The following is a 24,585-nucleotide window of genomic DNA, read 5'->3' as shown; positions in this document are numbered from 1 at the left end:
CTCACGACCCTTCGGCTCGTCCCGGCGAACACGGTCGGCCGGCGCACCAGCCCGGAGGCGCCGCTCGTGCTGCGACCGCCACGGTCGCGTTGTGTACACCTGGTACATCCGGTACCGGATGTACCAGGTGTACACAACGCAGAGGTCTCCGGCGCGACCGGCCGCACTCGTCACGGGGACCTCTGGGTGGACCCGGACGCCATCCATCGCGACGCCGTCACGCACCAACCGCGCGCCCGGGATTCGGGCCGAACCGGATATTGTCATCAGCTTATGGACACCGCTGCCGCTCGACCCCAGCCGCACGTCACCCCGTGCCTCCGGCCCAAGCGGCGGTCAGGTTGACGTTCCCCACCGCGGCCGAGGTGCACGCGACCGCGCTGAGTATCGCCGCAGCTCAGGAGACCTCCGGTGCGGTGCCGTGGTTCCTGGGCGGTGAGACCGACCCGTGGGACCACGTCGAATGCCTGATGGCCCTCGACGTCGCCGGCCTGCACGAGGCGGCCCGCTCCGGGTACGACTGGCTGCGGCGCACGCAACTCCCGGACGGCAGCTGGCCCGGCCGGGTCCGCGGGGAGATCGTGGTCGAGGCCACGGCCGAGACCAACCACGCCGCCTACGTGGCCGTCGGTGTGCTGCACCACTGGCTGAGCACCGGTGACGACGAGTTCGTCGCGCGCGCCTGGCCGATGGTGCGTAATGCCCTGACCTTCGTGCTCCAGATGCAGAACCCCGACGGCACCGTGGGCTGGGCCCGCTCCCCGCAGGGATCCCCCGACCCCGCGGCCCTGCTGACCGGCTGCTCCAGCATCCATCACGCGCTGCGGTGCGGGGTCACGCTGGCCCAGACGCTGAGGGCCGGCGACCTCGCGAAAATGTGGGACGCGTCGGCGCACCGACTGCGCGAGGCGATCGTTCACCGGCCGGGAGCCTTCGTGGAGAAATCCCGGTTCTCGATGGACTGGTACTACCCGGTGCTGGGCGGCGCCCTGCGTGGTGACCAGGCCCAGGACCGGATCTCGGCCGGCTGGGACACGTTCGTGGTGCCGGGCCAGGGCATCCGCTGCGTGGCCGATCGCCCCTGGGTGACGGGAGCCGAAACCTGCGAACTGGCCCTGGCCCTGGCGGTGATGGGCGATACCCGGCGGGCGGCCGAGCAGGTGGCGGCCATGCAGCACCTGAGAGAGGCGGACGGCTCCTACTGGACCGGCCTCGTCCTCACCGACGGCAAGAACTGGCCGGTCGAGCACAGCACCTGGACCGGAGCGGCCATGGTGCTGGCGGTCGACCTGATCAACGGCGGCAAAGCCACGACCCAGGTGTTCGGCACGATGGACCTGGACCTCCGGGAGCCGAACCCAGACGACCTGGACGATCTCGACAACCTCGATGATCTGGACGATCTGGTGTCCTGAGCCGGGCTTCTGGGCGCTGAGTGCCAGTGCCGAATCAGGTCGGGCGCCGAACAGCCCGGCCGGCACCTGACCGGTAGGCCAGATGCCGGCCGCTGGAGAAAATTCGTCAGCCTTTCTGGGACAGACGGTCCACGGTCGCGGCCAGGGTCGCGGCGACGGCTCCGGCCGGTCGCTCGAAGGATGAGCCGGTCGTGCCCGGGGCTGTGCGGACCGTGATGGCCTGGGGGCAGGCGAACTCGAGCAGGCCCTCGTCCCCGTGCTTGCGGCCGAAACCACTGTGCCCACGGCCGCCGAAGGGCAGCCCGGCCACCCGGGAGGTGGCGATGGCGTCGTTGACGCTGGTCATGCCGACGCGCAGTCTCGAGGCGATGGCCGGTCCCCGCTCGCGGCTGAACACCGAGCTGCCCAGCCCGTACGGGGCCGAGTTCACCAGTGCGACGGCTTCTTCCGTGTCCTTGACCCGGACCAGGGCCAGGACGGGACCAAAGGTCTCCTGGGTGGCGACCAGGGCGTCCTTGGGTACGTCGACCAGGATCGTCGGTTGCAGGTAGCGGTTGTCGCCGGGGACGGGACCACTGACCGTGGCCCTCGCTCCGAGAGCCAGGGCGTCCTCAATGTGCTGACGGATCAACGGAGCTGGGTGGGCAGCGGGATCGGGCCGATCTGGTCGGTCTCGGAACTGCCGGTGTGGACGCGCCGGGCGGCGGCGGTGATCTTCCGGGCCAGTTCCCCACCCCCGCGGGCGATCTCCAGCCGCCAGGCGCGCAGGCGCCGTGCGCGTCCGGCGACACCGAGCTCCCACCAGGGACCGGTGGCGTTGCGGGCGACGCCTTCGTCCACCTGTTCCGCGGTGGCGACCGGGTACCGGGCGAAGACCGTACCGCCGGCCTGCTCCAGGGTGACGATCTCGGACCGGGCCTGGCCCAGGTCGCCGTCGCGGCTGGTGGTTGTTTCCGTCACCTGGACGACCACCTGCGGGCGGGCCTGGGGGACGGCGACGACGCGCTCCTGGCCGGGCTCCTGGCGAAGGTCAGCGCGCAGGTGGCCGGCTGGGTTCCGCCGGAGGAGCAATAGGCTTGTTACGGAAGCTGTTCCGCTCGCTCCGGGAGATCTTCCAGGGCGGTCGCCGCAGGCGGGCGAGCGCCGGGTAGGCCATCGAGGAGTGCCGTCTCGGCCACCTCCTGAACAGTACGGACGAAGGCGGCCACCTCGGGTGAGCGTGACCCGGCCCGCCAGGCGACGGTCAGGGTCACGGGTTCCAGGTCTTCGACCGGCCGATAGGCGATGTGCGGACGGGGGAATCGGGCGGCGATCCATTCCGGCACGAACCACACGATGCGGCCGACCTCGACCAGGCTGAAGATCTGGGCCAGGTCACGGGTCTGCCGGTAGCCGGGCGGCATCTCGAGGCCGCCGAGCTCGGCGGCGGTGCCGTCGGGCAGGGTGCGCCCGGCCAGGTCGGACAGGCGCAGGCTGGTGCGGGCCGCGAGCGGGTCGGCGGCGGACAGGCCGATCAGGCGGGCCCCGGTGAGCAGGTCCTCGCGTTCGAGGCCGGTCTCGTCGTACGGCGTGGGCAGGAGCGCCACGTCGGCCTGATGGCTGTTCAGGGCCGTGACCTGCTCGCCGCGGCCCCCGAGCAGGAGTTCCAGGGGGACGGTGTGGAAGGCGTCGACGATCCTCGGCAGTAGCCCGCCGTCGTAGTCGGCCTTGAGGGCCAGTCGCAGGGGCCGCGCGAGCCTCCCGGCGTCGTGGACGCGGCGGGCGAGCGCCTCGACCTCCCCGATCAGCCGCCGGCCTTCGGTCAGGAGCATCTCGCCGGCGGGAGTGAGGGTGACCTGGCGGGTGGTCCGCACCAGCAACTGGGATCCGAGCTGACGCTCGAGATCCCGGATGGCCCGGGAGAGAGGAGGTTGCGCGATCCCCAGCCGGACGGCGGCCCGGCTGAAGTTCTTCTCCTCGGCGACGGCCACGAAGTACTTCAGCTGCCGGGTCTCCAGGTCGTTCATACCTGCACGGTATATGCCTAGAGGTAAGAGGTCTTTCCCTCCGGGTCGCCCCTGGGCCTTCACTGAGAGGGCAAAGTCTTCTCCGGATGGGACGAACCATGATTGTTGTGACTGCACCGACCGGGAACATCGGCGCCGGCGTGGTGCGGGGGTTGCTGGAGAACGATGAGCAGGTGCGCGTCGTCGTCCGTGACCCGGCCCGGCTCGACCCGCAGGTCGCCGGGCGGGTGGACGTCGTGGTCGGCTCCCACGCCGACGCGGACGTGGTCGACCGGGCCTTCGAGGGAGCGGACGCCGTGTTCTGGCTCGTCCCGGCCGATGACGCCGCCACGTCGATGGACGAGGCCTACTCGGGTTTCGCCCGGGCGGGCATCGAGTCCCTCACGACCCGGCCGGTCCCGCGGGTGGTCGGGATCTCGGCGCTCGGGCGCGGGACGCCCGTGGCCGGGCGGGCCGGGCACGTGACCGCCACGCTCGCGATGGACGATCTGATCGCGGCCACCGGGGTGCCCTACCGGGCCCTGACCAACCCGTCCTTCATGGACAACTGGCTGTGGGCCACCGGCTCGATCAAGTCCACCGGAACGTATTTCGGCCCCTACGTTCCGGACCTGGCGATGCCGTCGGTCGCCACCCAGGACATCGCCGCCGTCGCCGTGGACCTGCTCCGGGACTCCTCCTGGACCGGTTTCGAGGAGCGCCCGGTCCTGGGCCCGGAGAACCTGACCTTCGCCGGGATGGCCCAGATCGCCTCCGACGTCCTGGGGCGCCCGGTGGAGTATCAGCAGATCCCGGGCGAGGATTTCAAGGCCACCATGATGAAGTTCGGCAACTCCGAGGCCATCGCCCAGGGGCTGTTGGACATGGCTCTGGCCAAGAACGAGGGCCTGGACCTGAACGTCGCCCGCACCGCCGGGAACAGCACCCCGACCACGTTCGCGCAGTGGTGCGCCGACGTTCTCAAGCCGGCCGTCGACGGCTGAACCGGTGCTGGGAGCCTGCGGGCTCCCAGCACCGGTCCAGTACCGCTGTGATCAGGAACCCGCGGTATTGGTGGCCCATTGCGCGCTGGCGACCCAGGGCTTGCTCCAGTCGGAGTAGACCGACGGCTCGGCACAGTAGATCACCAGGTTGGAGTCGGCCTGGGTGGACAGGGCCGGATAATTGAGGCCCGTTCCGACACAAGCGCTTTGGGTGTTGCTGGCCCACACGTGCTGGGCATAGTTCGCCGTGTAGAGCACCAGGTTCCCGTCCCTCTGGAGGAGCAGCCGGGTGGCACCGGACCCGGTGGTGTTACTGGCCCAGATGTGCCGGGAGTAATTCCCGTCGGCGTAGTCACCCTTGGGGTACATCGCCAGGTTGCTGTCGGGTTGCAGCACCAGGTCGACGTTCCCGAAGGTCCATAGGGGACCTTCGCGCCACTTCGGTGCCCGGTCCAGCCAGACGTACGCAAGGCTCAACGGCGCCTTGATCTTCTTGGCCCCCTCGACGTGGTCGGCGATGTAGGCACCCGCCACGACGGGAAAACCTTCCGGCCCGGTCGCCGCGATGGCCGAACTGGGTGCGGCCAGGCCGAATACCCCTGCGATGGCGCTGTCCCCTCCGCGCCGTCCACTCCTGCGATCCTCGTGTGCTGCCAGTTTCCCGCGAATGGGTACAAATGGGGCGGTGAACGCTCTCAGTCGCGGCGGCGCAGGAGTTTCAGGGAGTCGGTGCCGTCCAGCTCCTCGTAGTCGCCGCTGTCCAGGGCCGTGCGGTACATCCGGTAGGGGGCCTGGCCGCCGTCGGCCGGGTCGGGGAAGACGTCGTGGATGGCCAGGGTTCCGCCGGGAGCCAGGTGGGGGGCCCAGGAGCGCAGGTCGCGCTGGGCCGAGTCGTCGGTGTGGCTGCCGTCGATGAACAGGAACGCCAGGGGGGTGTTCCAGAGCTGGGCCAGGGTCTCGCCGCGGGCGATCACGGCCACCACGAGGTCCTCGGCGCCGGCCTGGGCGATCGTGCGGCGGAAGGCGGGCAGGGTGTCGACGAGCCCGGTGGCGGGGTCGATCAGGGTGGGGTCGTGGTACTCCCAGCCGGGCTGGTGCTCCTCCGAACCGCGGTGGTGATCGACGGTGACCACCCGCGTCCCTGATTCCGCAGCGGCCGCGGCCAGGTAGAGGGCGGACTTGCCCATCCAGCTCCCGACCTCCAGCAGCGGGCCGACCGGCGGCGCGGCCAGCGCCGCGCGGTAGAGGGCCAGGCCCTCGTGGGAGGGCATGAAGCCCGGGGCGGCCTGGGCGGCGGCGATAAGAGCGGTGGAGTCCGGCACGAGGGGAAAGCATAGGCTTCGCCCCATGGCTGGGAACCTGACCCGAGATGAGGCTGCCGAGCGTAGCCGTCTGCTCACCGTGCACACATATGCCGTCGAACTCGACCTCACCACCGGCCCGGACACGTTCCGGTCGGCCACGGTCGTGCGCTTCGACGCCTCCCGGCCGGGCGCCTCCACGTTCGCCGAGCTGTTCGGCGCGAACGTGCTGGAGGCCGGGCTGAACGGCGTGGCCCTGCCCGCCGGGGAGGACGGCCGCATCACGCTGCCGGACCTGGCGGGGGAGAACACGCTGCGGGTCGTCGCCGACGTCGACTACTCCCACACCGGGCAGGGCCTGCACCGCTTCACCGACCCGGTGGACGGGCGCGTGTACCTGCACAGCCAGTTCGCCACGGCCGACGCCCAGCGCATGTTCGCCTGCTTCGACCAGCCCGACCTGAAGGCGCGGTACGAGTTCACCGTCACCGCCCCGGCCGACTGGGAGGTCGTCTCCAACTCGGCCCACACCTCGGTCGAGGAGGTGGAGGGTGGCCGCCGCTGGACCTTCGCGCCGACCGACGTGCTCTCCACCTACCTGGCCGTCATCGTCGCCGGGCCGTATCACGTGGCCACCGGCGAGTACCGCAACGACCCCCTGGGCACGGGCGAGATCGTCATCCCGCTGCGCGCCCTGTGCCGCCAGTCGCTGGCGCCGCACTTCGACGCCGACGAGATTCTCGACGTCACCCGCCGCGGCTTCGACTTCTACCAGACCGCGTTCGGCATGGCCTACCCGTTCGGCAAGTACGACCAGGCCTTCGTGCCCGAGTTCAACCTCGGCGCGATGGAGAACCCCGGCTGCGTGACCTTCACCGAGACCTATGTGTTCCGCTCGCGGGTGACCGACGCCGAGTACGAGCGGCGTGCCTCGACGATCCTGCACGAGATGGCGCACATGTGGTTCGGCGACCTGGTCACCATGCGGTGGTGGGACGACCTGTGGCTCAACGAGTCGTTCGCCACCTACGCGGCGGCCCTCTCGCAGACCGGCGCCACCCGCTGGACCGACGCCTGGGGCACCTTCGCCGACAGCGCGAAGGCCCGCGCCTACCGCCAGGACCAGCTCTCCACCACGCACCCCATCGCCGCGGACATCCCCGACATCCGCTCGATGGAGGTGAACTTCGACGCGATCACCTACCAGAAGGGCGCGTCGGTACTGAAGCAGCTGGTGGCGACCATCGGGCAGGAGACGTTCCTGGCCGCGCTGCGCCGCTACTTCGCCCGTCACGCCTGGGGCACCGCCACCCTCGGCGACCTGCTGACCGCCCTCACCGAGGAGACCGGCCGCGACATGAGCGGCTGGTCGGCGCAGTGGCTGGAGACCACGGGCCCCAACACCCTGCGAGCCGACTTCAGGCTCGACGAGTCCGGCGCCTTCTCCAGCTTCGCGATCGTGCAGAGCGCACCCGAGGGGCACCCGACGCTGCGCTCGCACCGGATCGCGATCGGCCTGTACGACGACCGGGCCGGGGAGATCGTGCGCCGCCGGCGGGTGGAGCTCGACGTGGCGGGCCCGCGCACCGAGGTTCCGGCGCTGCTGGGCCAGGCCCGCGGCGATCTGGTGCTGGTCAACGACGACGACCTGACCTACGCCAAGGTGCGGCTGGACGAGGCGTCGCTGGACACCGTGCTCGGCTCGATCGGGCGCATCAGCGACCCGCTGGCCCAGGCCGTGAGCTGGACCGTCATCTGGGACCTGGTGCGCGACGCCGAACTCTCGCCCGCCCGCTACGCCGAGGTGGTCATGGCCGGGGTGGGCGCGGTGAGCAACGCCTCGGTGCGGCGCACGCTGCTGGCGCAGGCCGTGTTCGCGGTGAAGGCCTACGTGCCCGCCGACGAGCGCCCGGCGGCGCTGAAGGAGCTGGCCGACGGTCTGCTCGGGCACGCCGTGGCGGCCGAGCCCGGTTCGCACGAGCAGCTGGCCCTGGTGCGGGCGTTCGTGACGGCCGCGTCGTCGGACGAGCAGCTGTCGGTGATCGAGGAACTGCTGTCGGACGAGGGGACGGGTCTGCTGTCCGGGGTGGTCGTGGACGCGGACCTGCGCTGGAGCCTGCTGCTGCGCCTGGCCGTGACCGGCCGAGCGGGGCCGGAGCGCATCGACGCCGAGCTGGCGGCCGACCCGACCGACAAGGGCCGTCAGCAGGCCGCGGCGTGCTGGGCGGCCATTCCCTCGGTGGAGGCGAAAACAGCTGCCTGGCAGGAGTTCGTGGCTGGTGAGCAGCCGCTGAACACGCTCCGGTGGGCGCTGGACGGGTTCTTCGCGGCCGAGCACACGCAGCTGGTCGAGGGGTGGGCCCAGGCCTACTTCGACGTGCTCACACAGGTGGCCGACGTCTGGCCGAGCGAGCGCGTGCAGACCTTCGCCCGGGGCGCCTACCCGCCGGCCCGCTCGCAGGCCGACCTGCCCGCGCTGACCGAACAGTACCTGGCGCAGGCCCAGCCTCCCGCCTGGCTGCGCCGTCTGGTGCTGGAGGGGCGCGACGAGGTGGTTCGGGCCCGATCCATCCTGGCGGAATAGGAAGGCTGGTCACCTTCGAGTTCGCGATCAGGCGTCCCGCTTCCTCGGGGAAGCGGGGGCACCGCCCGGCCGAAGGCGGGGGATTGCCTGATCACGAACCGCCGGGTTCGGGGCTCGAAGGGGCATCGGCGGACGTCCGTGGTCTCCGCACGCGGGTATCTCGCGCTCACCGGCCCGCGGGCGTGCTCCGAACCGTTGTCCACAGGTCCCGGGCGGGGAAGCCGACGCCCATGATTGGCGATAACAGGCTCTGAGCGGAGGTTCCGGCAGCCGACGATGCGGCATCGCGCCCAGGATCCCGACCACCGGCTGTCGGGACGGGCGAAACCGGGGCGACCACGGCGTCCTCAATCAGGTGTGGTCTAAGCCTGGCCGGGACGGTGCGCGCACCGTTACCTTGGCGTCGCAACGTGTCATGACGTCAGGTCAATGTCGACCGATGGGGGAACCCGTATGTCCGCACGCTCGTCGTCCCTGGCCGCCATCGCCGTGTTCGCGGCGATCGGACTGCCCCTGGGCGGGATCGCGGCCCTGCAGCACTCCGACACCGCACCCGGGCAGGCCGGTCCCGGCCGCACCGACGTGATGGCGAACCTCTTCGAGTGGAACTGGGCCTCGGTGGCCTCGGAGTGCACCGACGTGCTGGGCCCGGCCGGGTACGCCGGGGTGCAGGTCTCGCAGCCGGCCGACTCGCTCAGGCGCACCGAGCTGGGCAACGGCAGCGACACCGTGCTGCACCCGTGGTGGGAGATCTACCAGCCGGTCTCGTACGAGCTGACCAGCCGGATGGGCAGCGAGGCGCAGTTCCGGGCGATGGTGAAGACCTGCCGCAAGGCCGGGGTGAAGGTCTACGTCGACGCGGTGGTCAACCACATGACCGGGCAGGGCTCGGTGTCGTACGGCGGTACGAAGTACAGCCACTTCGCCTACGCCGGGCTGTACGACGCCTCGGACTTCCACCAGAAGGGCACCGACTGTCCCTCGTCCACCGGGGGGATCGAGGACTTCAACAACCTCCAGCAGGTGCGCAAGTGCGAACTGGTGGGCCTGGCCGACCTGCGCACGGACAAGCCGAAGGTTCGCAACGAGCTCGCGGCCTACCTGAACCGGCTGATCGGCTACGGGGTCTCGGGGTTCCGGGTGGACGCGGCCAAGCACGTCGGCCAGGACGACCTGATCGCGTTGCAGAAGAAGCTGAACCGCACGCTGGACGGCGACAAGCCCTACGTGGCGCTGGAGGTCTTCGGCGGGGGACCGGGAACCCTGTCGCCGGAGGCCTTCACCGGGGCCGGCGCGGTACTCGGGCTGGACGCGGACATCCAGCTGAAGAACGCCTTCAAGAGTTACCCGGCCGATGCCACGGGCAGCCTGGCCACGTTGCGGGACTTCGGTGCGGGGCTGCCGGCCTCGGGCAGGACCCTGACGTTCGTGCAGAACCACGACACCGAGCGCAACGGTGACTCCCTGAACTACAAGGACGGCGCGACGAACCTGCTGGCCCAGCAGTTCCTGCTCGCCTACGGGTACGGAACCCCGCAGGTCTACAGCAGTTTCGCCTGGGAGGCCACGGACGCCTCGCCGCCCTCGTCCGCCGACGGCATCATCACCGACACCGACTGCGCCTCGCCGGCGTGGGTCTGCGTGCACGCCGAGAAGGCTGTGACCGGGCTGGTCTCCTTCCACAACCACGTCGGCCGCGCGCCCGTGACCCACTGGTGGGACAACGGCGGCAACCTGATCGCCTTCAGCCGCGGGAAGGCCGGCTGGGTGGCGCTCAACAACGACAAGGTGCCCCACACCGAGACGTTCGGCACCGGCCTGGCGGCGGGCACCTACTGCGACGTCACCCGTGGGTCGGTCACCCAGGGTCGCTGTTCGGGCCCGACGGTAACAGTGGACGCACGGGGTCAGGCGCGTGTCACGGTTGCGGCGAAGGGGGCGGTCGCCTTCACGAAGGCAGATCGGGTGTAGCCGACGGCGGCGCGTCGAGAGCCGCCAGTTGCCGGTCGAGGTGGGCGCCGTAGGCCTTGATGCCCACCTCGACGTCGGAGGGGTTGCGGAAGATGTCGTACAGGCCGTAGCTCTCGAGAACGGTGTAGCCGACGAACTTGTAGCTGGTGCTGAGGCCGAGCAGCAGGTCGTCCACGCTCTTGCCCCCGAACAGCACGCTGCCGGGATTGCTGAACGTGTCCCTCGGAGCGTTCCAGGTGGAGGAGATCAGGAATCCCCGGCCGTGCAGGTGGCCTCCCGTTCCGTACTGACGGGACGGGTCGGAGCGGGTGCGCCCGTCGGTCTCGAGAAACCTGGTGCTGTGGAGACCGGCGTTGAAGACCTCGTCGACGTAGCGCTTGTAGATCCACGGGGCGCCGAACCAGTTGACGGGGGTCTGGAGGATCACCAGCCGGGCGTCCAGGTGCCGCTGCACCTCGATCTGGGGATCGTAGGAGTCCTCGATCCGGGTCTGGGTGATCTCGTGCCCGAGGTCGAGGAGGTGCGTTCGCGCGGCCTCGACCATGGTTCGGGTGAGGGCGCCCTCCGACCAGTTCGGGTAGGTCAGGTGGGCGTTGACGATGTGTACGTGCACGGTGTGGGTGCTCCCGGAGTTCTACGGGCGGAATGCTGTCGCCGTTCACTCTTCGCGATCACCGCAGACCGAGGCAGTCCCCGGCTACAGGGTTAATGCTGGTGACCCCCTCGATCGCCGGGGCGCCCGTAGATTGGCCGGTATGGACGGTCCGAACGAGATCCGCGAGTTCCTGATCTCGCGCCGTAACCGGCTCACGCCGCAGCAGGCCGGGCTGCCGGACTTCGGTGGGCGCCGGCGCGTGGCCGGCCTGCGCCGGGAGGAGGTCGCGCTGCTGGCCGGGATGAGCGTGGAGTACTACGTGCGCCTGGAGCGGGGCAACGCGAGCGGGGTGTCCGAGTCGATCCTGGAGGGGATCGTCCGGGCGCTGCAGCTGGACGAGGCCGAGCGCGACCACCTCCACGACCTGGTCCGGTTCGCGAATCGCGGCGCCCACCCCCGGAGCCGACGTGAGTCCGGGCACCCCGGGCCGGTCCGGCCGGTCGTGCAGCACATTCTTGACCGGATGCGCGATGTCCCGGCGCTCGTGCAGAACGGCCGGCTCGACGTGGTGGCCACCAACGATCTCGCCGCCGCGGTGTACGCACCCCTGTTCGAGCAGCCGCAGCGACCGGTGAACTTCGGCCGGTTCGTCTTCCTCGATCCCCGGGCGCAGGCGTTTTACCGCAACTGGGACGAGGCGGCGACACAGACGGTCTCCCTGTTGCGCGCCGAAGCCGGAAGGGTCCCGCACGACCGGCGCCTGTCTGGCCTCGTCGGGGAGCTCTCCACCCGTAGCGAGAAGTTCCGGCAGCTGTGGGCCGCGCACAACGTCCGTGAGCACCGGGCCAGCGTGAACCGCTTTCACCACCCGGTCGTCGGCGACCTCGAACTTGTCTGTGAGGGAATGGAACTCACCAACGATCGCGGCCTCATCCTGATCGCCTACGCGGCCGTCGACCAGCCCTCGCAGGATGCTCTGCACCTGCTCGGGAGCTGGTCGGCCGTGGCCTCGCGCGAGGCGCCCTAGCTGCTGGTGGACCGGGTGCCGGTGCTCGACGGCCTGGCCCACCGCCCGCCGGGCCGCGTCCGGGTCGATGCTGAGACCTCGGTGGAGAAGCTGACCGCCTTCCGGAGAGGGAGCGAGCAGCTGGGTGGAACAAGTCGCTTTATCTGGCGTTTGGAAACATTTAGCCCGTCTTTCAGTATTCTTCGCTGGTGAACTTTCGTCGCAGCACCATCCGGAAGCGCTACATCACCGGGGCCGCGGCCCTGGTGGCCTCCGTGACCGTGGTTGCCCCGGTGGCTCCACAGATTGCCTCGGCCGTGCCGATGGCGTCGAAGGCCACGAAGGCCAAGCTGCTGGTGTCGGCCACCCAGAAGGTGGCCGGAGGCGCTCCTGAGATCGATTGGCCGGGCGCGGGGCGAGCTCGCCTCGAGGTGGCCGGCCTGGGCACGATCGGTCAGAAGTACAGCAGCGCTACTCAGGTGCCGATCGCCAGTGTCACGAAAGTGATGACGGCATACACCATTCTGAAAGATCACCCGTTGGCCGCAGGGGCCAAGGGGCCAACGATCAAGATCACCAAGAAGGATGTGACCACCTACAACCAGCTCAAGGCCGACGGTGCGTCGGTGCTCAAGGTCAAGGCCGGTGTCAACCTCACCCAGCTGCAGTTGCTGCAGGGCCTGCTCCTGGAATCGGGTTCCAACCTGGCCGTCACCCTGGCCCGCTGGGACGCCGGTACCGAGGCCAAGTTCGTCGCCCGGATGAACAAGAACGCCAAGGCCCTGGGGATGACCAACACCACCTTCGTGGATGTGCACGGGGTGAACAAGAAGTCGTCCAGCAGTACCGAGGACCTGCTCGACCTGGCCCCCGCGGCCATGAGGAGCGCGGCGTTCCGCAAGATCGTGAGCACCCGGGCGGTGAAGATCCCGCTGCACTCGCTGACCAACACCAACAAGCTGCTCGGTGCGGACAACGTGATCGGGATCAAGACCGGCACCACCTCACCGGCCGGTGCCTGTCTGCTCTTCGCGGCCACCGACACCGTCGGCGGTAAGAAGTACACGATCTACGGTGTGCTTCTGGGGGTGAAGGGCTCGTCCGCCGACAAGGCCAAGCGCTTCCCCTACGCCAAGGCGATGGTGAAGACGGCCCAGGCCGAACTGCGCGCGGTGACCCTGCTCAAGAAGGGCACCGCGCTGGTCTCGGTCACCGGGGCCGACGGCACGGTGCGCAAGTACGGCGTGAAGAAGTCCCTGGCCGCTCCGGCCTGGGACGGCCTGTCGTACAAGCTCAGCCTGCCCGCCGGTCTGGCCGCGGGCGAGACCCCGAAGAAGATCACCGTGAAGCAGGGGGCGCACACCTACTCGGTGGCGCTCGCCCGCGTCGGCTAGCCGGCTGACGCACTGAGGACGAGGTCCTCGGCCGAGGACGCGAATCTCCAGACAACATGTCCTCGGCCGAGGAAGCTCGTTCCGAATGCAACCCGGCGCCAGGCGGATTCCGTTCTAATGGGCATGACCAACACCATTGCCCGCCGCAACGTCCTCGTTCCCGCGGGGATCGCCGCCGCTGTAGCCGCCGGCGCACTCGCCTTCACCCTGATGGGCTCCAGCTCGCCGGTGGTGGCCTCGCCCTCTCGCTCCACCACCACCATCTCCGCCGCCCTCACCTCGTACGAGGGCAAGGCCGTCGACGGCTTCAGCATCGACAAGGTCCCGGTCGGCTGGGACACGCTGGCCGCCGACCAGGGCAAGCTCGTCCTGGCCGACAAGAAGGCCAGCAACCAGGACCCGAACGAGTTCCCCGGCAAGATCCTGGTGACCGTCGCGAACGAGGCGGAACTGTCGACGAAGTCGAAGACGGCGAAGTCGGTGAAGGTCGGGGACGTGACCGGGAGCCTGGACACCTTCAGCGACGGTGATCCCCGTCTGTGGGTTCCGTCCGGCAAGTACACCCTGATCTTCCAGCTCCCGGACAACCTCGACTGGGACACGGCGACGATCGTCGAGTTCGCGGCCGGTGTGCACCTGACCGGCACCCCGGAGATCGCCGCCGGCTGATCGGCCTTCTCCCCGGTGGGCCGCCGGTGGGCCGGTGTGACGTGGACCGTCACACCGGCCCTCCGGGCTCCGGCCCGGGGGCCGAAATATCGGGCGCTTGGGTGACAGACCGGCGTGACCGGACCGCAGGATCGGGTCAGCCGAGGGAAACTCGTTGCCGGTGAATGCAACCGGCGATCCGACGAGTTCCGTCAAAGACGTATGAGTAATTTGGAGCCGCGATGAAGACGGGCTATGACGACGAATTCCGGGCGTTCGTCCGGGAACGGCGCGCCAGTCTCCTGGGCACGGCGACCCTCCTGACGGCCGGCGACCACCACCTGGCCGAGGACCTGACCCAGACCGCGTTGACCGCGTTGTACGTGAAATGGCCGGCCTTCCGCCTGGCCCAGCACAAGAACTCCTACGCCCGGCGCTGTCTCGTGAACGCCTTCATCGACGAGAAGCGGCGTCCCTGGCAGCGCCGGGAGCGGGTCACCGACGAGATCCCCGAGAACCTGGTCCTCAGCACCCTGATGCCGATCGACCAGAGCGAGTCGAACGAGCGGACCGAGGCTCTCTACGCGGGTCTTCGGGATCTTCCGGTGCGGATGCGGGCCGTTCTGGTGCTGCGCTACTTCCAGGAACTGAGCGTGGAAGAGACCGCGGAAGCGATGAACTGCTCGACCGGAACAGTGAAAAGTCAATCAAAACGGGCAATCGACAAGCTACGCGAACGGATGTCTCCTCAATTCGCCGTACATGGACCCCACGGAGCTCACGATGCATGATCTGCGCGATCTGATGAAAGAAGCGGTTGCGGGTGTCGCGAGCCCTTCGGACCTGGCGGTCGAAGCTGATGTCCGCCGCGGCCGCCGCGCCCGGGCCCGCCTGGCCCGCCGGCGCACGCTGGTCCCGGCCGGCCTGGCCGCCGGGGTGGCTGCCGTGCTCGCCTTCTCCGTGGCCGGCATCGGTGACGGAACTGGGAACCCGGCGCCGCACTCGTCCACCATCTCGGTCGCCCTCACCACCTACCAGGGGAAACAGCCGAAGGGCTTCTCGCTCGACAAGGTCCCGGTCGGCTGGGACGTGCTGGCTGCCGATGCCGGTCGCCTCGTGCTGGCCGACGAGGGGGCCAGCAACCGGGACCCGAACGAGTTCGGCGGCAAGATCCTGGTGATGGTGGCGAACGAGGCGGAGCTCTCGACGAAGTCGGACGCGGGGAAGCCGGTGAAGGTCGGTGATGTGACGGGGACCTTGGACACGTACCTCGACGGTGATCCTCGTCTGTGGGTTCCGTCCGGCAAGTACACGCTGATCTTCCAGTTCCCGGACAACTTCGACTGGGACACGGCGACGATCATCGAGTTCGCGGCCGGGGTGCACCTGACCGGTACCCCGGAGATCGCCGGAGGCTGATCGGGCTACCGCTCGCCGGACCGCGAAACCTGAGCGGGTAGGAGCGTCTGGTAGAACTCCGCCGTGCTCACGATCACCGGCGCCACCCGCATCCTCATCGACCCGGCCACCGAGAGCGCCGGGGATCTGTCCGCCGTGGACGGGTGGATCACCGATCTGGCCGTCACCGGTGGCGAGACCCTGGATGCCCAGGGGGCGGTGGTCACGCCCGGCCTGATCAACGCTCATCACCATCTGCTGCAGACGGCGTTCCGCACGCTGCCGGGCACCCGCGGGGTCCCTATGCGCGAATGGCTCGGCGTGATGGCGGCCGGGTACCGTGCGGCCGGTATCACCCCGGAACTGACCGGGGCCGCCGCGTCCGTCGGGGTGGCCGAGGCGCTGCTGAGCGGGGTGACCACGGTGGCCGACCACCATCTGACCTGGCCGGACGGGTGTGACGACGTCGGGATGGCGCAGGCCACGGCCGCTTCCGCCCGGGCCCTGGGTGCGCGGCTGGTGTTCGTGCGGGGCAGCGCCGGCGACGATCCGCAGCAGGCCGCCGACTCCGCCACCCGTATCGTCGAGGCCCTGCTGCCCGGGACCGGCACCGGGATCGGCGACGACGGGATGCTCCAGCTGGCGGTCGGGCCGGCCGGGGTGCACAGCGACCGGCGGGAGACCTTCGAGGCGCTCGCCGAGGTGGCGGCCCGGTTCGGGCTGCGCCGACGCACCCAGGCCAACGAGCAGGTGGACGTCGAGATCGCGGCGCAGCGGTACGGGCGCCGTCCGCTGGAGCTGCTGGCGGAGTGGGGGTGGCTGGCGCCGGACGTGACCGTGGCCCACCTCTGTGACGTCACCCCGGCCGAGATCGCGCGTCTGGCGGCAGCCGGGGTCAGCGCCACGCACGCCCCCGGCTGTGACGTGCCGATGGGGTGGGGGATCGCCCCGGTCGCGGCGCTGCTGGAGGCCGGGATCCCGGTGGGCCTGGGAACGAGCGGTGGGGGCAGCAACGACGCGGGTCACCTGCTCGCGGATGCCCGCCTGGCGATGCAGGTCTCGGCTCTGGTGGGACGTCCGCTGAGCGCCCGCGAGGTGCTGGCCTCCACCACGCAGGGGTCGGCGGCGGGGCTGGCCCGGCCGGAACTGGGGCACCTGCGGCCCGGTGCGGCGGCGGACCTGTGCGTCTGGGACGTGTCCGGGGTGGCGGACGCCGCGGTGGCCGACCCGGTGGCCGGGCTGTTGTGGGCCAGTCCGGGACGACGCCCGCGGCACGTGGTGGTCGGTGGACGCGTGGTGGTGCGGGACTACCGGCTCGTCGGTACCGATGAGAGCGAGCTGGTCGCGCGGCTGGGTCAGGCGCTCTCCTGACCACCCTCCAGGTACACGGTCGTGCCGGCGGCCAGGGCGCGGGGGTGCAGTCAGCGGGCGTCCGGGTTCTCCTTCACGATGAACAGCCGGTAGACCTCCGGGCCGCCCGTGCTCCAGCGGTGCGGTGTTCCGCCGCTCAGGTACAGCGAGTCACCGGGGCCCAGCGGCTCGATCCCGTCGGGGCCCAGGTCGACGAGGACCTTCCCGTCCGTGACGTGGATGAACTCGTCTTCGGCGTGCTGGTAGAACTCGCCCGGGTCGGTGTTGTCGCCCGCGTACAGCATCGGCTGCAGGCGCCGGTTCCCGGTGGTCAGCAGGCGCGCCCGGCCCAGCCCGTAGGAGCCGGCGGTGCCCTCGCCGGCCCGGTGCACGGCACTGACCTGCACGTTCCCCTGCCCGGCCAGGAGTTCCACCTGGCTGGTACCCAGCGCCACGGTGATCCGGTCGAGCGAGGCCATGCTCGGGCTGGCCAATCCCCGCTCGAGTTTGCTCAGGAATCCGTGGGTCAGCCCGGCCGTGTCGGCCAGCTGGATCAGGGTCAGGCCGCGGGCGCGCCGGATCTGGCGGATCCGGGCCCCCAGGGCCGCGGCCGGATCGCTGGTGTCCGCTGAATCACTGACGGTGATCGCCTCCCTGAAGCTTTACAGCGTCGACGTCGCGCGTGACACGACGGAAACGACAGGTGCCTAGATTCGCCGATGTTCCTCACAGGAACATTTCGCGGTCATCCTACGCAAGGGCCGTACGGCCTGAGCGGCCGTGAGAACGACAGGAGCATCGTGCCGGCGATTCAGCAGAACCTCAGCCGCCTGATCGGCGCCACCCTGCCCGACGGGCGGGTGGTGGACATCGACATGGAGGACGACGTGGTCACCGCGGTCTCCCCGTCCACCGGGGCGGCGGCCGGGGCGGGGGAACTCGACCTGACCGGCTACCTACTGCTGACCGCCCCGGCCGAGCCGCACGCCCACCTCGACAAGGCCCTGTCCTGGGACGAGATCTCACCGCCGATGGGCGATCTCGGTCTGGCCATCGACTCCTGGCGGGCCCACAGCAGCACGATGACCACCCAGGGCATCGCCGCCCGGGCCACCGCGGCGCTGCGGATGATGCTCCAGGCCGGCACCACGGCGGTGCGCTCCCACGTCGACCTGCTGCCCGGGCCGGAACCGCTGCGGGGCGTGGAGGCCCTGACCGGCCTGCGCGAACAGGTGCGGCACCTGGTCGATCTCCAGATCGTGGCGATGGCCGGCCCGTCCACCCCGGACGCGACCGTACACGCGGCCCTGGACCTGGGCGCCGACCTGATCGGGGGAGCACCCCACCTGGCCCCCGACCCGCTGCGCGACCTGGACCGGCTGCTGGCGATCGCCGTCGAGCGGGGTGTCGGCGCCGACCTGCACACCGACGAGAACCTGCACCGGGAGCCGACTCTCCTGCACTACGCGAACAGCGTGCGGGACTGGCCCGCCGGCCGCGTCCGCTCCGCCGGGCACTGCGTGCGCCAGGGCACCCAGAGCGCGGCCGACCTGGTCCCGGTGATCGAGGCCGTGCTCGCGTCCGGGATCGGCGTGATCAGCCTGCCGATCACCAACCTCTACCTCCAGGGCTGGGAGCACCCGGCCGGTACCCCGCGCGGCCTGACCGCCCTGCGGGCATTCCTGGACGCCGGCGTCCCGGTCGCGGGTGGCGCCGACAACCTGCGCGACCCGTTCAACCCGGTCGGTCGCGGGGACGCCCTGGAGACCGCGTCGCTACTGGTCACCGCCGGGCACCTGAATCTCGACGAGGCCTACCACGCGGTGTCCGCCGGAGCCCGCGCGGTGCTGGGCCTGCCCCCGGCCGGCGCGCGGCCCGGCCTGGTCGCCGACTTCCTGGCGGTGCGGGGCGGCGGCCTCGGGGAGGTGGTCGCCGCGGCTCCCGCCCAGCGCCGGGTGATTCACCGGGGCGCCCTCGTGGCGAGCTCCTCCGTCGTCCACCATTGCGCCTTCTGATCCGCGAACGAAGGATGACCATGACCGCGGACACCTCCGTACTCCTCGACTTCCGTGACGTGTCCATGCGATTCGGTGACACCGAAGCGCTCACCGGCGTCGACCTGACCGTCTCCCGCGGCGAGTTCGTCTCGGTGGTGGGGCCCTCGGGCTGCGGCAAGTCGACACTCCTGCGCATCGCCTCGGGCCTGGAACAGGTCTCGGGCGGCACCGCCTCGACGGCGTCGCAGCGCATCGGGTACGTCTTCCAGGACGCCACCCTGCTGGCCTGGCGCTCGGTGCGGCGCAACGTGGAGCTACTGGCCGAGCTGCACCATGTGCCCAGGGCCGAGCGCGCGGCCCGGGCCGCGGCCGCGATCGACCTGGTGGGCCTGACCGGGTTCGAGAAGCACCTGCCCCGGCAGCTGTCCGGCGGTATGCGGATGCGCACCTCCCTGGCCCGCTCGCTCACCCTCGACCCGGAGCTGTTCCTGTTCGACGAGCCGTTCGGGGCCCTGGACGAGATCACCCGCGAGCGCCTGAACGACGAGCTGCTCAAGCTTTTCGTGCAGCAGAACTTCGCCGGGCTGTTCATCACCCACTCGGTGGCCGAGGCCGTGTACCTGTCCACCCGGGTGCTGGTGATGTCGGGGCGCCCGGGCACGATCGTCGCCGGCTTCGACGTCCCGTTCGACATGCCCCGCGACCCCGACATCCGGTTCACCCCCGAGTTCGCCGCCCTGGTGGGCCAGATCTCCCACGCCCTGCGGGAAGGACACCGATGAAGCGCATTCCCTGGTGGCAGCCGACCATCGTGTTCGGCCTGGTCGTCGCCCTCTGGTACGCGATCGCCGCCTGGTACGACAAGAGCAAGGAACTGGCGTTCGTCGTGCCCTACCCGCACCTGGTGCTCCAGGAGGCGCTGACCGACGGCCAGTTCCGGCAGCAGCTGCTCGAGAACCTTCTTCAGACCGTCGTCATCACCGCGACCGGCCTGCTCATCGCCACGGTCATCGGGATGAGCTGGGCCGTGCTGATGTCGCAGGCCCGCTGGCTGGAGCACTCGCTGTACCCGTACGCGGTGATCCTGCAGACCATCCCGATCCTGGCGATCGTCCCCCTGATCGGCACCATCTTCGGCTACGAGTTCACCTCCCGGGTGATCGTGACGGTGATGATCTCGCTGTTCCCGATGGTCTCCAACACCCTGTTCGGCCTGGCCTCGGTGGACCGCGCGCAGTGGGAACTGTTCCGGCTCAACGGCGCCGGCCGGTTCACCACCCTGCTCAAGCTCCAGTTGCCGGCGGCGCTGCCGGCGATCTTCGTCGGGCTGCGCACCGCGGCCGGGCTGGCGGTGATCGGCGCCATCGTCGGTGACCAGTTCTTCCAGCGCGGCACCCCCGGCCTGGGTGTGCTGATCCAGGTGTCCAACTCGCGCCTCAACGGCCCGGGCACGTTCGCGGCCATCATCACCGCGTCGCTGCTGGGCGTCGTCGTCTTCCTGCTCTTCGGTCTGCTGGGCCGGCTGGTGACCGGCAAATGGGCCGACCAGTCCTGAAAACTCCCCAACCCCCGAACTTTCGAAGGAAACAAACATGGTGCGTCGTCCTCTGGCCACGGGTCTGTCCGTCGCCGCCGTTCTCGCCCTGGCCGCCTGTGGCGGCTCGTCGTCCTCGACCGCGAGCGCCGCCCCGGCCGCCGCGGGGGCGGTGGACCTGTCGGCGGACTGCCCGGCCACCGTCGTGCTCCAGACCGACTGGAACCCCGAGGCCGAGCACGGCCACCTGTACCAGCTGCTGGGGCAGGACTACACGGTGGACGCGGACAAGAAGTCGGTGTCGGGACCGCTGATGTCCCAGGGGAAGTCGACCGGGGTGAACGTCGAGATCCGCTCCGGCGGTCCGGCGATCGGGTACTCCACGGTGACCAGCCAGATGTACCAGGACAAGGACATCATGCTGGGCTACGTGAACACCGACGAGGCGGTGCGGATGTCGAAGGACAACCCGATCACCGCGGTGTTCGCGCCGCTGGAGAAGAGCCCGCAGATGATCATGTGGGACCCGTCGACCTATCCCGGCGTCACCGACATCGCCTCGCTGGGCCAGGCCCTCAAGAGCAGCGGCGGGGTGACGCGCTACTTCGGCGGCGCGGCCTACATGGAGTACCTGATCAGCTCGGGCCAGCTCGACAAGAGCGTCACCGACGGCACCTACGACGGCACCCCGGCCAAGTTCGCCGCGGCCCAGGGCAAGGACGCCCAGCAGGGCTTCGCCAGCGCCGAGCCGTACATCTACCAGACCGAGGTGAAGGCCTGGGGCAAGGCGGTGAAGTACCAGCTGGTGCACGACGCCGGCTACCCGTTCTACTCCTCGGCGATGACGGTGCGCACCGGCGACCTGGAGAAGGACAGCCCCTGCCTGAAGAAGCTGGTGCCGGTGCTGCAGCAGGCCGAGGTGGACTACTTCGCCGACCCCGCGACCACCAACGAGCTCGTGCTCGACCTGGTCACGCAGTTCAGCAACGGCTGGGTGTACAGCCAGGGCGTGGCCGACTACTCGGTCAGGACGCTGCTGGCCGACGGCATCGTCAGCAATGGTGACAACGACTACGTCGGCGACTTCGACGCCGGGCGGATCCAGAAGATCATCGACATCGACACCCCGATCTTCACCGCGAGCAACACCGCCCCGAAGAAGGGCCTGAAGGCCGCCGACCTGTTCACCAACGAGTTCCTCGACTCCTCGATCGGGCTGAAGTAATGGGTGTCGCTGCTCTCGCAGCCGAACTGCGCGTCCTGCTGGGCGAGGAGAACGTCAGTGAGGACGCCGCTGCCCTGGATCGCGCGTCGGTGGACGGCGCGCGGTTGTCGCCGATCATCGCCGGTCAACTGCCCCTGGGCCGGGCGGAGCTCGTCGCCTGGCCCACCAGCGCCGACCTGATCGCCGCGACGGTCGCGGCCGCCGTACGTCATCAGGTCCCGATCACCCCGCGTGGCAAGGGCACCGGCAACTACGGCCAGGCCATCCCGATGTCCGGAGGTCTGGTCCTGGACACCACCCGGGCCCGAGCCGTCGTCGAGTTCGGCGACGGGTACGTGGTGGTCGAGGCCGGCGTGCCGATGGCCCAGATCGAGCACGAGGCCAACGCCCGCGGCCAGCAGGTGCTCATGTACCCCTCGACCGCGAACTCCAGCATCGGGGGCTTCCTGTCGGGTGGCTCCGGCGGCACCGGCTCGATCCGGCACGGCATGCTGCACCAGGACTTCGCGCTCGCGCTCGACGTGGTGCACGCGCGGGAGGACGCCGGGCTGGTGCACGTCGAGGGGGCCGAGGCCGAGCCGTACATCCACAACTACGGCACGGCCGGGATCATCGCCCGGGCGAAGATCGCGCTGGAACCGCTGCAGCCGTGGAAGGGCCTGTTCGCCAGCTTCGGCACCTTCGAGCAGGCCCTGAGCGTGATCCGGTCGTTCGCGGACCTGGAGCCCACCCCGCGGCTGGTCTCGGCCGACCCGGTGACGCTCGCCGAGGCCCTGCCGGCCGACGAGGGGATCCCGGCCGGGCGGGCCAGCCTGCGCGCGATCCTCGACCAGGCCTCGCTGGAGGCCGCCACCGCCCTGGTCGAACAGGCCGGCGGACGCGTCGAGCTGATCCGTGAGGGCACCCAGGCGATGCTGAGGATGAGCCGGATCTCCTACAACCACCCGATCGAGTGGCTGCAGAAGTCTTTCCCGGGCAAATACTTCCACCTCGAGGTGGCCGGCGACGCGCTGATCGACCGGATCGCCGAGGTGGAGCAGGTCTACGCCGGCGGGATGCTGCACATCGAGGCCCAGAAGGGCCGCCCCATCGGCATGCTGGCCGGGATCTACTCCAGCGCCGACGAGGTCTACGCCGGGTTCGACCGGCTGACCGAACTCGGCGTCGGCTTCCACAACTGCCACCAGTGGTACGTGGACTACCAGCCCGAGCGCACGGCTGAGCTGGCCCGCACCACCGACCCGCGGGGCCTGCTCAATCCCGGGAAACTCCAGCAGGAGCTCACGGTTCGCACCGGGCGGCAGGCATGAGCGGCCGCTACAAACTCGCCGAGCTCTCCGGGCCCGCGGTCGCGACCGAGCTGACCACCTCGTCCATCATGGTGCTCCCGACCGGCGCCATCGAGCACCACGGCGCGCACCTGCCCCTGATGACCGACGCGCTGATCGCCGAGAGCGTGGCGGAGGCGGCCGTGGTGGAAGGGCGCTCGCAGGGCCTGGACCTGTGGCTGCTGCCCACCCTGACCTACACCAAGTCGGACGAGCACGCCTGGGCCCCCGGCACGATGTGGCTGTCGGCGGAGTCGTTGTGGTCGACGCTGATCGACCTGGGCCGGTCGATCGCCACGACACCCGCGCGCACGGTCGTTTTCGTCAACGGGCACGGCGGGAACACCGCCCTGCTCGGGGTGGCGCTGCGGGAGCTGCGCCGCCAGTTCGGCCTGGCCACGTTCAGCCTGCCGGCCGGGGTGCAGCGGGCCGGGCGGGGCACCGAGGGGGAGCCCGACGAACTGGGCATGGGTATCCACGCCGGGTTCGGGGAGACCTCCCTGGTGATGCACCTGCGCCCGGACCTGGTCGACCTGACTCTGGCCGAGCGCAACGTGCCGGAGTCGATGGCCGACCTGAAGTACATCGGATTCAACGGTTACCCGGTGAGTTTCGGCTGGACGAGCGACGACTTCGGCTCGGGGGTGATCGGTGACCCGACGGGGTCCAGTGCCGTGGCCGGGGCGCAGCTGTTCGGGGAGTCGGTGCAGCGGGCCGCGGGTGCGCTGACCGAGATCGCGGGCTTCCGGCCGTGACCCGTCGGCGGGAGCGGTGGCCACGCACAGGAAGGTGGTTGCCGCTCCCGCCGGAGGGTGGGCGTTCCTATGCTGGTGAGCGTGGCGCATCCGACGATGTTCGAGGACTGTGACCCGCTCCTGGCCCGGGTGCGGGAGCTGGCGCTGGGGCTGCCGGACGCGGCGGAGAAGATCTCGCACGGGCGCCCCGCCTTCTGCACGACCAAGGTCTTCGCCTACTACGGCGGATCGGTGCGGGAGGCGGGGGAGTGGGTTCCGCACGACCACGCGGTGCTCGTGCCGGCCGACCCCGACTCCCGGACGGCGCTGGAGCAGGACCCGCGGTGCTTCGTGCCCGCCTATCGGGGGCCTTCGGGCTACATCGGCCTGGACCTGGAGGCCGCCAGTGACTGGGAGGAAGTGGCGGAACTCCTCCAGGAGTCCTACCGCCTGACCGCCGGAACGCGGCGGGTCGCCCGGCTGGGCCTTAAGTCCTAGCTACATCATGGCGGTCTCGCCGGACCGTCATGGTTACCTCAAGTGGCCCCGATCGCCTTGACCGCCGGTCGCGAAGGGGACAATTCTCCGGGGTGAGCAATCCCTGAATGACCAGGTGGCGCAGTGCGTCCGCCTCCCGTCAAGCTCACCGAGGAGTCAGCAATGCCACCCCCCGTTTCGCGTCCGCGTGGCCGTAAGATCCTGGCGATCCTGATCGGTTCGGTCCTGGCCCTGATCGCGGGACTTTTCGCGTTCGGCCCGATGGGGCCCGCGACGGCCGCCGAGCCGGCGGCCGACGAGGCCACGCTCCCGACCTCCGACACCCCGGACTTCGGCGAGAACGTCAAGATCTACGACTCGTCCACGTCGGCCGACACCATCCAGAAGGATTTCGACGCGGCCTTCGACGCCCAGAACGTCAGCCCCACGGCCCAGTTCGGCGACCAGCGCTACGCCTTCCTGTTCAAGCCGGGCACCTACGACCGGGTCTGGGCCAACCTCGGCTTCTACACCTCGGTGGCCGGTCTCGGCCAGAACCCCGACGACGTCACCATCAACGGTGCGCTCAACGTGGACTCCGGCTGGAACTACGGCGACACCTCCAACGCGACCCAGAAC

24 protein-coding genes and 1 pseudogene are annotated in these 24,585 nt (G+C 70.0%); 18 read left to right on the top strand and 7 right to left on the bottom strand.

Features of this window, described 5'->3' with window-relative positions; genetic code table 11:
* Positions 1–341 precede the first annotated feature (341 nt).
* Positions 342–1,415: a glucosidase family protein gene (locus tag LR393_RS22875; RefSeq protein ID WP_231486200.1), complete on the top strand. Its 1,074-nt coding sequence runs from the start codon at positions 342–344 to the stop codon at positions 1,413–1,415.
* Positions 1,416–1,521: 106 nt separating this feature from the next.
* On the opposite strand, the gene LR393_RS22870 is transcribed toward LR393_RS22875, so the two are convergent.
* The 3 genes from LR393_RS22870 to LR393_RS22860 form a co-directional block, all read right to left on the bottom strand.
* On the bottom strand, positions 1,522–2,046 hold the full coding sequence (locus LR393_RS22870; RefSeq protein ID WP_231486199.1) for an aldehyde dehydrogenase family protein: 525 nt from the start codon (positions 2,044–2,046) through the stop codon (positions 1,522–1,524).
* Positions 2,043–2,375 (bottom strand): hypothetical protein, encoded by a 333-nt coding sequence (locus LR393_RS22865; protein ID WP_231486198.1) that lies wholly within the window; start codon positions 2,373–2,375, stop codon positions 2,043–2,045. The genes LR393_RS22870 and LR393_RS22865 overlap by 4 nt, the downstream gene beginning before the upstream one ends.
* 119 nt (positions 2,376–2,494) lie before the next feature.
* Positions 2,495–3,421: a LysR family transcriptional regulator gene (locus tag LR393_RS22860; protein WP_231486197.1), complete on the bottom strand. Its 927-nt coding sequence runs from the start codon at positions 3,419–3,421 to the stop codon at positions 2,495–2,497.
* Between the two features lie 98 nt (positions 3,422–3,519).
* Here LR393_RS22860 and LR393_RS22855 point away from each other — a divergent pair, with 98 nt between their 5' ends.
* The gene (locus tag LR393_RS22855) at positions 3,520–4,404 is read left to right on the top strand and encodes an NAD(P)H-binding protein (protein WP_269327730.1); all 885 of its coding nucleotides are present in this window, start codon (positions 3,520–3,522) and stop codon (positions 4,402–4,404) included.
* 51 nt (positions 4,405–4,455) lie between these two features.
* Here the strand turns inward: LR393_RS22855 and LR393_RS22850 are convergent, their stop codons facing one another.
* Positions 4,456–4,938: a hypothetical protein gene (locus LR393_RS22850; protein ID WP_231486195.1), complete on the bottom strand. Its 483-nt coding sequence runs from the start codon at positions 4,936–4,938 to the stop codon at positions 4,456–4,458.
* A 161-nt stretch (positions 4,939–5,099) separates the two neighbouring features.
* A complete protein-coding gene (locus LR393_RS22845; RefSeq protein WP_345718614.1) occupies positions 5,100–5,753 on the bottom strand; it encodes a class I SAM-dependent methyltransferase in 654 nt (217 codons plus the stop codon).
* On the opposite strand from LR393_RS22845, the gene pepN reads away from it, so the two are divergent.
* Entirely contained in the window at positions 5,752–8,289 is a 2,538-nt protein-coding gene (pepN, locus tag LR393_RS22840; protein ID WP_231486193.1) for an aminopeptidase N, read from the top strand. The two genes, LR393_RS22845 and pepN, sit on opposite strands and share 2 nt — an antisense overlap.
* Positions 8,290–8,742: 453 nt before the next feature.
* A complete protein-coding gene (locus LR393_RS22835; protein WP_231486192.1) occupies positions 8,743–10,260 on the top strand; it encodes an alpha-amylase in 1,518 nt (505 codons plus the stop codon).
* Here the strand turns inward: LR393_RS22835 and LR393_RS22830 are convergent.
* Complete coding sequence (locus tag LR393_RS22830) at positions 10,238–10,873, bottom strand: NAD(P)H-dependent oxidoreductase (protein ID WP_231486191.1); 636 nt, start codon at positions 10,871–10,873, stop codon at positions 10,238–10,240. The genes LR393_RS22835 and LR393_RS22830 overlap by 23 nt on opposite strands.
* Before the next feature lie 142 nt (positions 10,874–11,015).
* On the opposite strand from LR393_RS22830, the gene LR393_RS22825 reads away from it, so the two are divergent.
* The 6 genes from LR393_RS22825 (at position 11,016) to LR393_RS22800 (ending at position 16,672) form a co-directional block, all read left to right on the top strand.
* Positions 11,016–11,882, top strand: coding sequence for a helix-turn-helix transcriptional regulator (locus LR393_RS22825; RefSeq protein ID WP_231486190.1), 867 nt, complete (start codon positions 11,016–11,018; stop codon positions 11,880–11,882).
* A gap of 188 nt (positions 11,883–12,070) precedes the next feature.
* On the top strand, positions 12,071–13,255 hold the full coding sequence (locus LR393_RS22820) for a D-alanyl-D-alanine carboxypeptidase family protein (protein WP_231486189.1): 1,185 nt from the start codon (positions 12,071–12,073) through the stop codon (positions 13,253–13,255).
* Between the two features lie 123 nt (positions 13,256–13,378).
* Positions 13,379–13,924, top strand: coding sequence for a hypothetical protein (locus LR393_RS22815; protein WP_231486188.1), 546 nt, complete (start codon positions 13,379–13,381; stop codon positions 13,922–13,924).
* Between the two features lie 221 nt (positions 13,925–14,145).
* Complete coding sequence (locus tag LR393_RS22810) at positions 14,146–14,694, top strand: SigE family RNA polymerase sigma factor (RefSeq protein ID WP_231486187.1); 549 nt, start codon at positions 14,146–14,148, stop codon at positions 14,692–14,694.
* Complete coding sequence (locus tag LR393_RS22805; protein ID WP_231486186.1) at positions 14,687–15,322, top strand: hypothetical protein; 636 nt, start codon at positions 14,687–14,689, stop codon at positions 15,320–15,322. Before LR393_RS22810 ends, LR393_RS22805 begins: the two co-directional genes overlap by 8 nt.
* Positions 15,323–15,385: 63 nt before the next feature.
* Positions 15,386–16,672, top strand: coding sequence for an amidohydrolase family protein (locus LR393_RS22800; RefSeq protein WP_231486185.1), 1,287 nt, complete (start codon positions 15,386–15,388; stop codon positions 16,670–16,672).
* A 50-nt stretch (positions 16,673–16,722) separates the two neighbouring features.
* Here LR393_RS22800 and LR393_RS22795 read toward each other — a convergent pair whose 3' ends face one another.
* The gene (locus tag LR393_RS22795; protein WP_269327743.1) at positions 16,723–17,253 is read right to left on the bottom strand and encodes a helix-turn-helix domain-containing protein; all 531 of its coding nucleotides are present in this window, start codon (positions 17,251–17,253) and stop codon (positions 16,723–16,725) included.
* 198 nt (positions 17,254–17,451) lie between these two features.
* On the opposite strand from LR393_RS22795, the gene LR393_RS22790 reads away from it, so the two are divergent.
* The 8 genes and pseudogenes from LR393_RS22790 to LR393_RS22755 form a co-directional block, all read left to right on the top strand.
* Positions 17,452–18,666, top strand: coding sequence for an amidohydrolase family protein (locus LR393_RS22790; RefSeq protein WP_231486184.1), 1,215 nt, complete (start codon positions 17,452–17,454; stop codon positions 18,664–18,666).
* 14 nt (positions 18,667–18,680) lie between these two features.
* Positions 18,681–19,430, top strand: a complete 750-nt coding sequence (locus LR393_RS22785) for an ABC transporter ATP-binding protein (RefSeq protein WP_345718613.1) — start codon at positions 18,681–18,683, stop codon at positions 19,428–19,430.
* Positions 19,427–20,203: an ABC transporter permease gene (locus LR393_RS22780; protein WP_231486182.1), complete on the top strand. Its 777-nt coding sequence runs from the start codon at positions 19,427–19,429 to the stop codon at positions 20,201–20,203. Before LR393_RS22785 ends, LR393_RS22780 begins: the two co-directional genes overlap by 4 nt.
* 37 nt (positions 20,204–20,240) lie before the next feature.
* The gene (locus LR393_RS22775; RefSeq protein ID WP_231486181.1) at positions 20,241–21,407 is read left to right on the top strand and encodes a substrate-binding domain-containing protein; all 1,167 of its coding nucleotides are present in this window, start codon (positions 20,241–20,243) and stop codon (positions 21,405–21,407) included.
* A complete protein-coding gene (locus LR393_RS22770; RefSeq protein ID WP_231486180.1) occupies positions 21,407–22,717 on the top strand; it encodes an FAD-binding oxidoreductase in 1,311 nt (436 codons plus the stop codon). Before LR393_RS22775 ends, LR393_RS22770 begins: the two co-directional genes overlap by 1 nt.
* Positions 22,714–23,490 (top strand): creatininase family protein, encoded by a 777-nt coding sequence (locus LR393_RS22765; RefSeq protein ID WP_231486179.1) that lies wholly within the window; start codon positions 22,714–22,716, stop codon positions 23,488–23,490. Before LR393_RS22770 ends, LR393_RS22765 begins: the two co-directional genes overlap by 4 nt.
* Positions 23,491–23,571: 81 nt before the next feature.
* Positions 23,572–23,967, top strand: a complete 396-nt coding sequence (locus LR393_RS22760) for an MmcQ/YjbR family DNA-binding protein (protein WP_231486178.1) — start codon at positions 23,572–23,574, stop codon at positions 23,965–23,967.
* Between the two features lie 162 nt (positions 23,968–24,129).
* A pseudogene (locus LR393_RS22755) lies at positions 24,130–24,585 on the top strand (hypothetical protein); the annotation flags it as partial.

Origin of the sequence: Kineosporia mesophila (assembly GCF_021129235.1) — a bacterium.
In the GTDB taxonomy this organism is placed as follows: domain Bacteria; phylum Actinomycetota; class Actinomycetes; order Actinomycetales; family Kineosporiaceae; genus Kineosporia; species Kineosporia mesophila.
The sequence above is the reverse complement of the archived record's forward strand: the minus strand, read 5'-3'. Positions and strand labels throughout refer to the sequence as shown.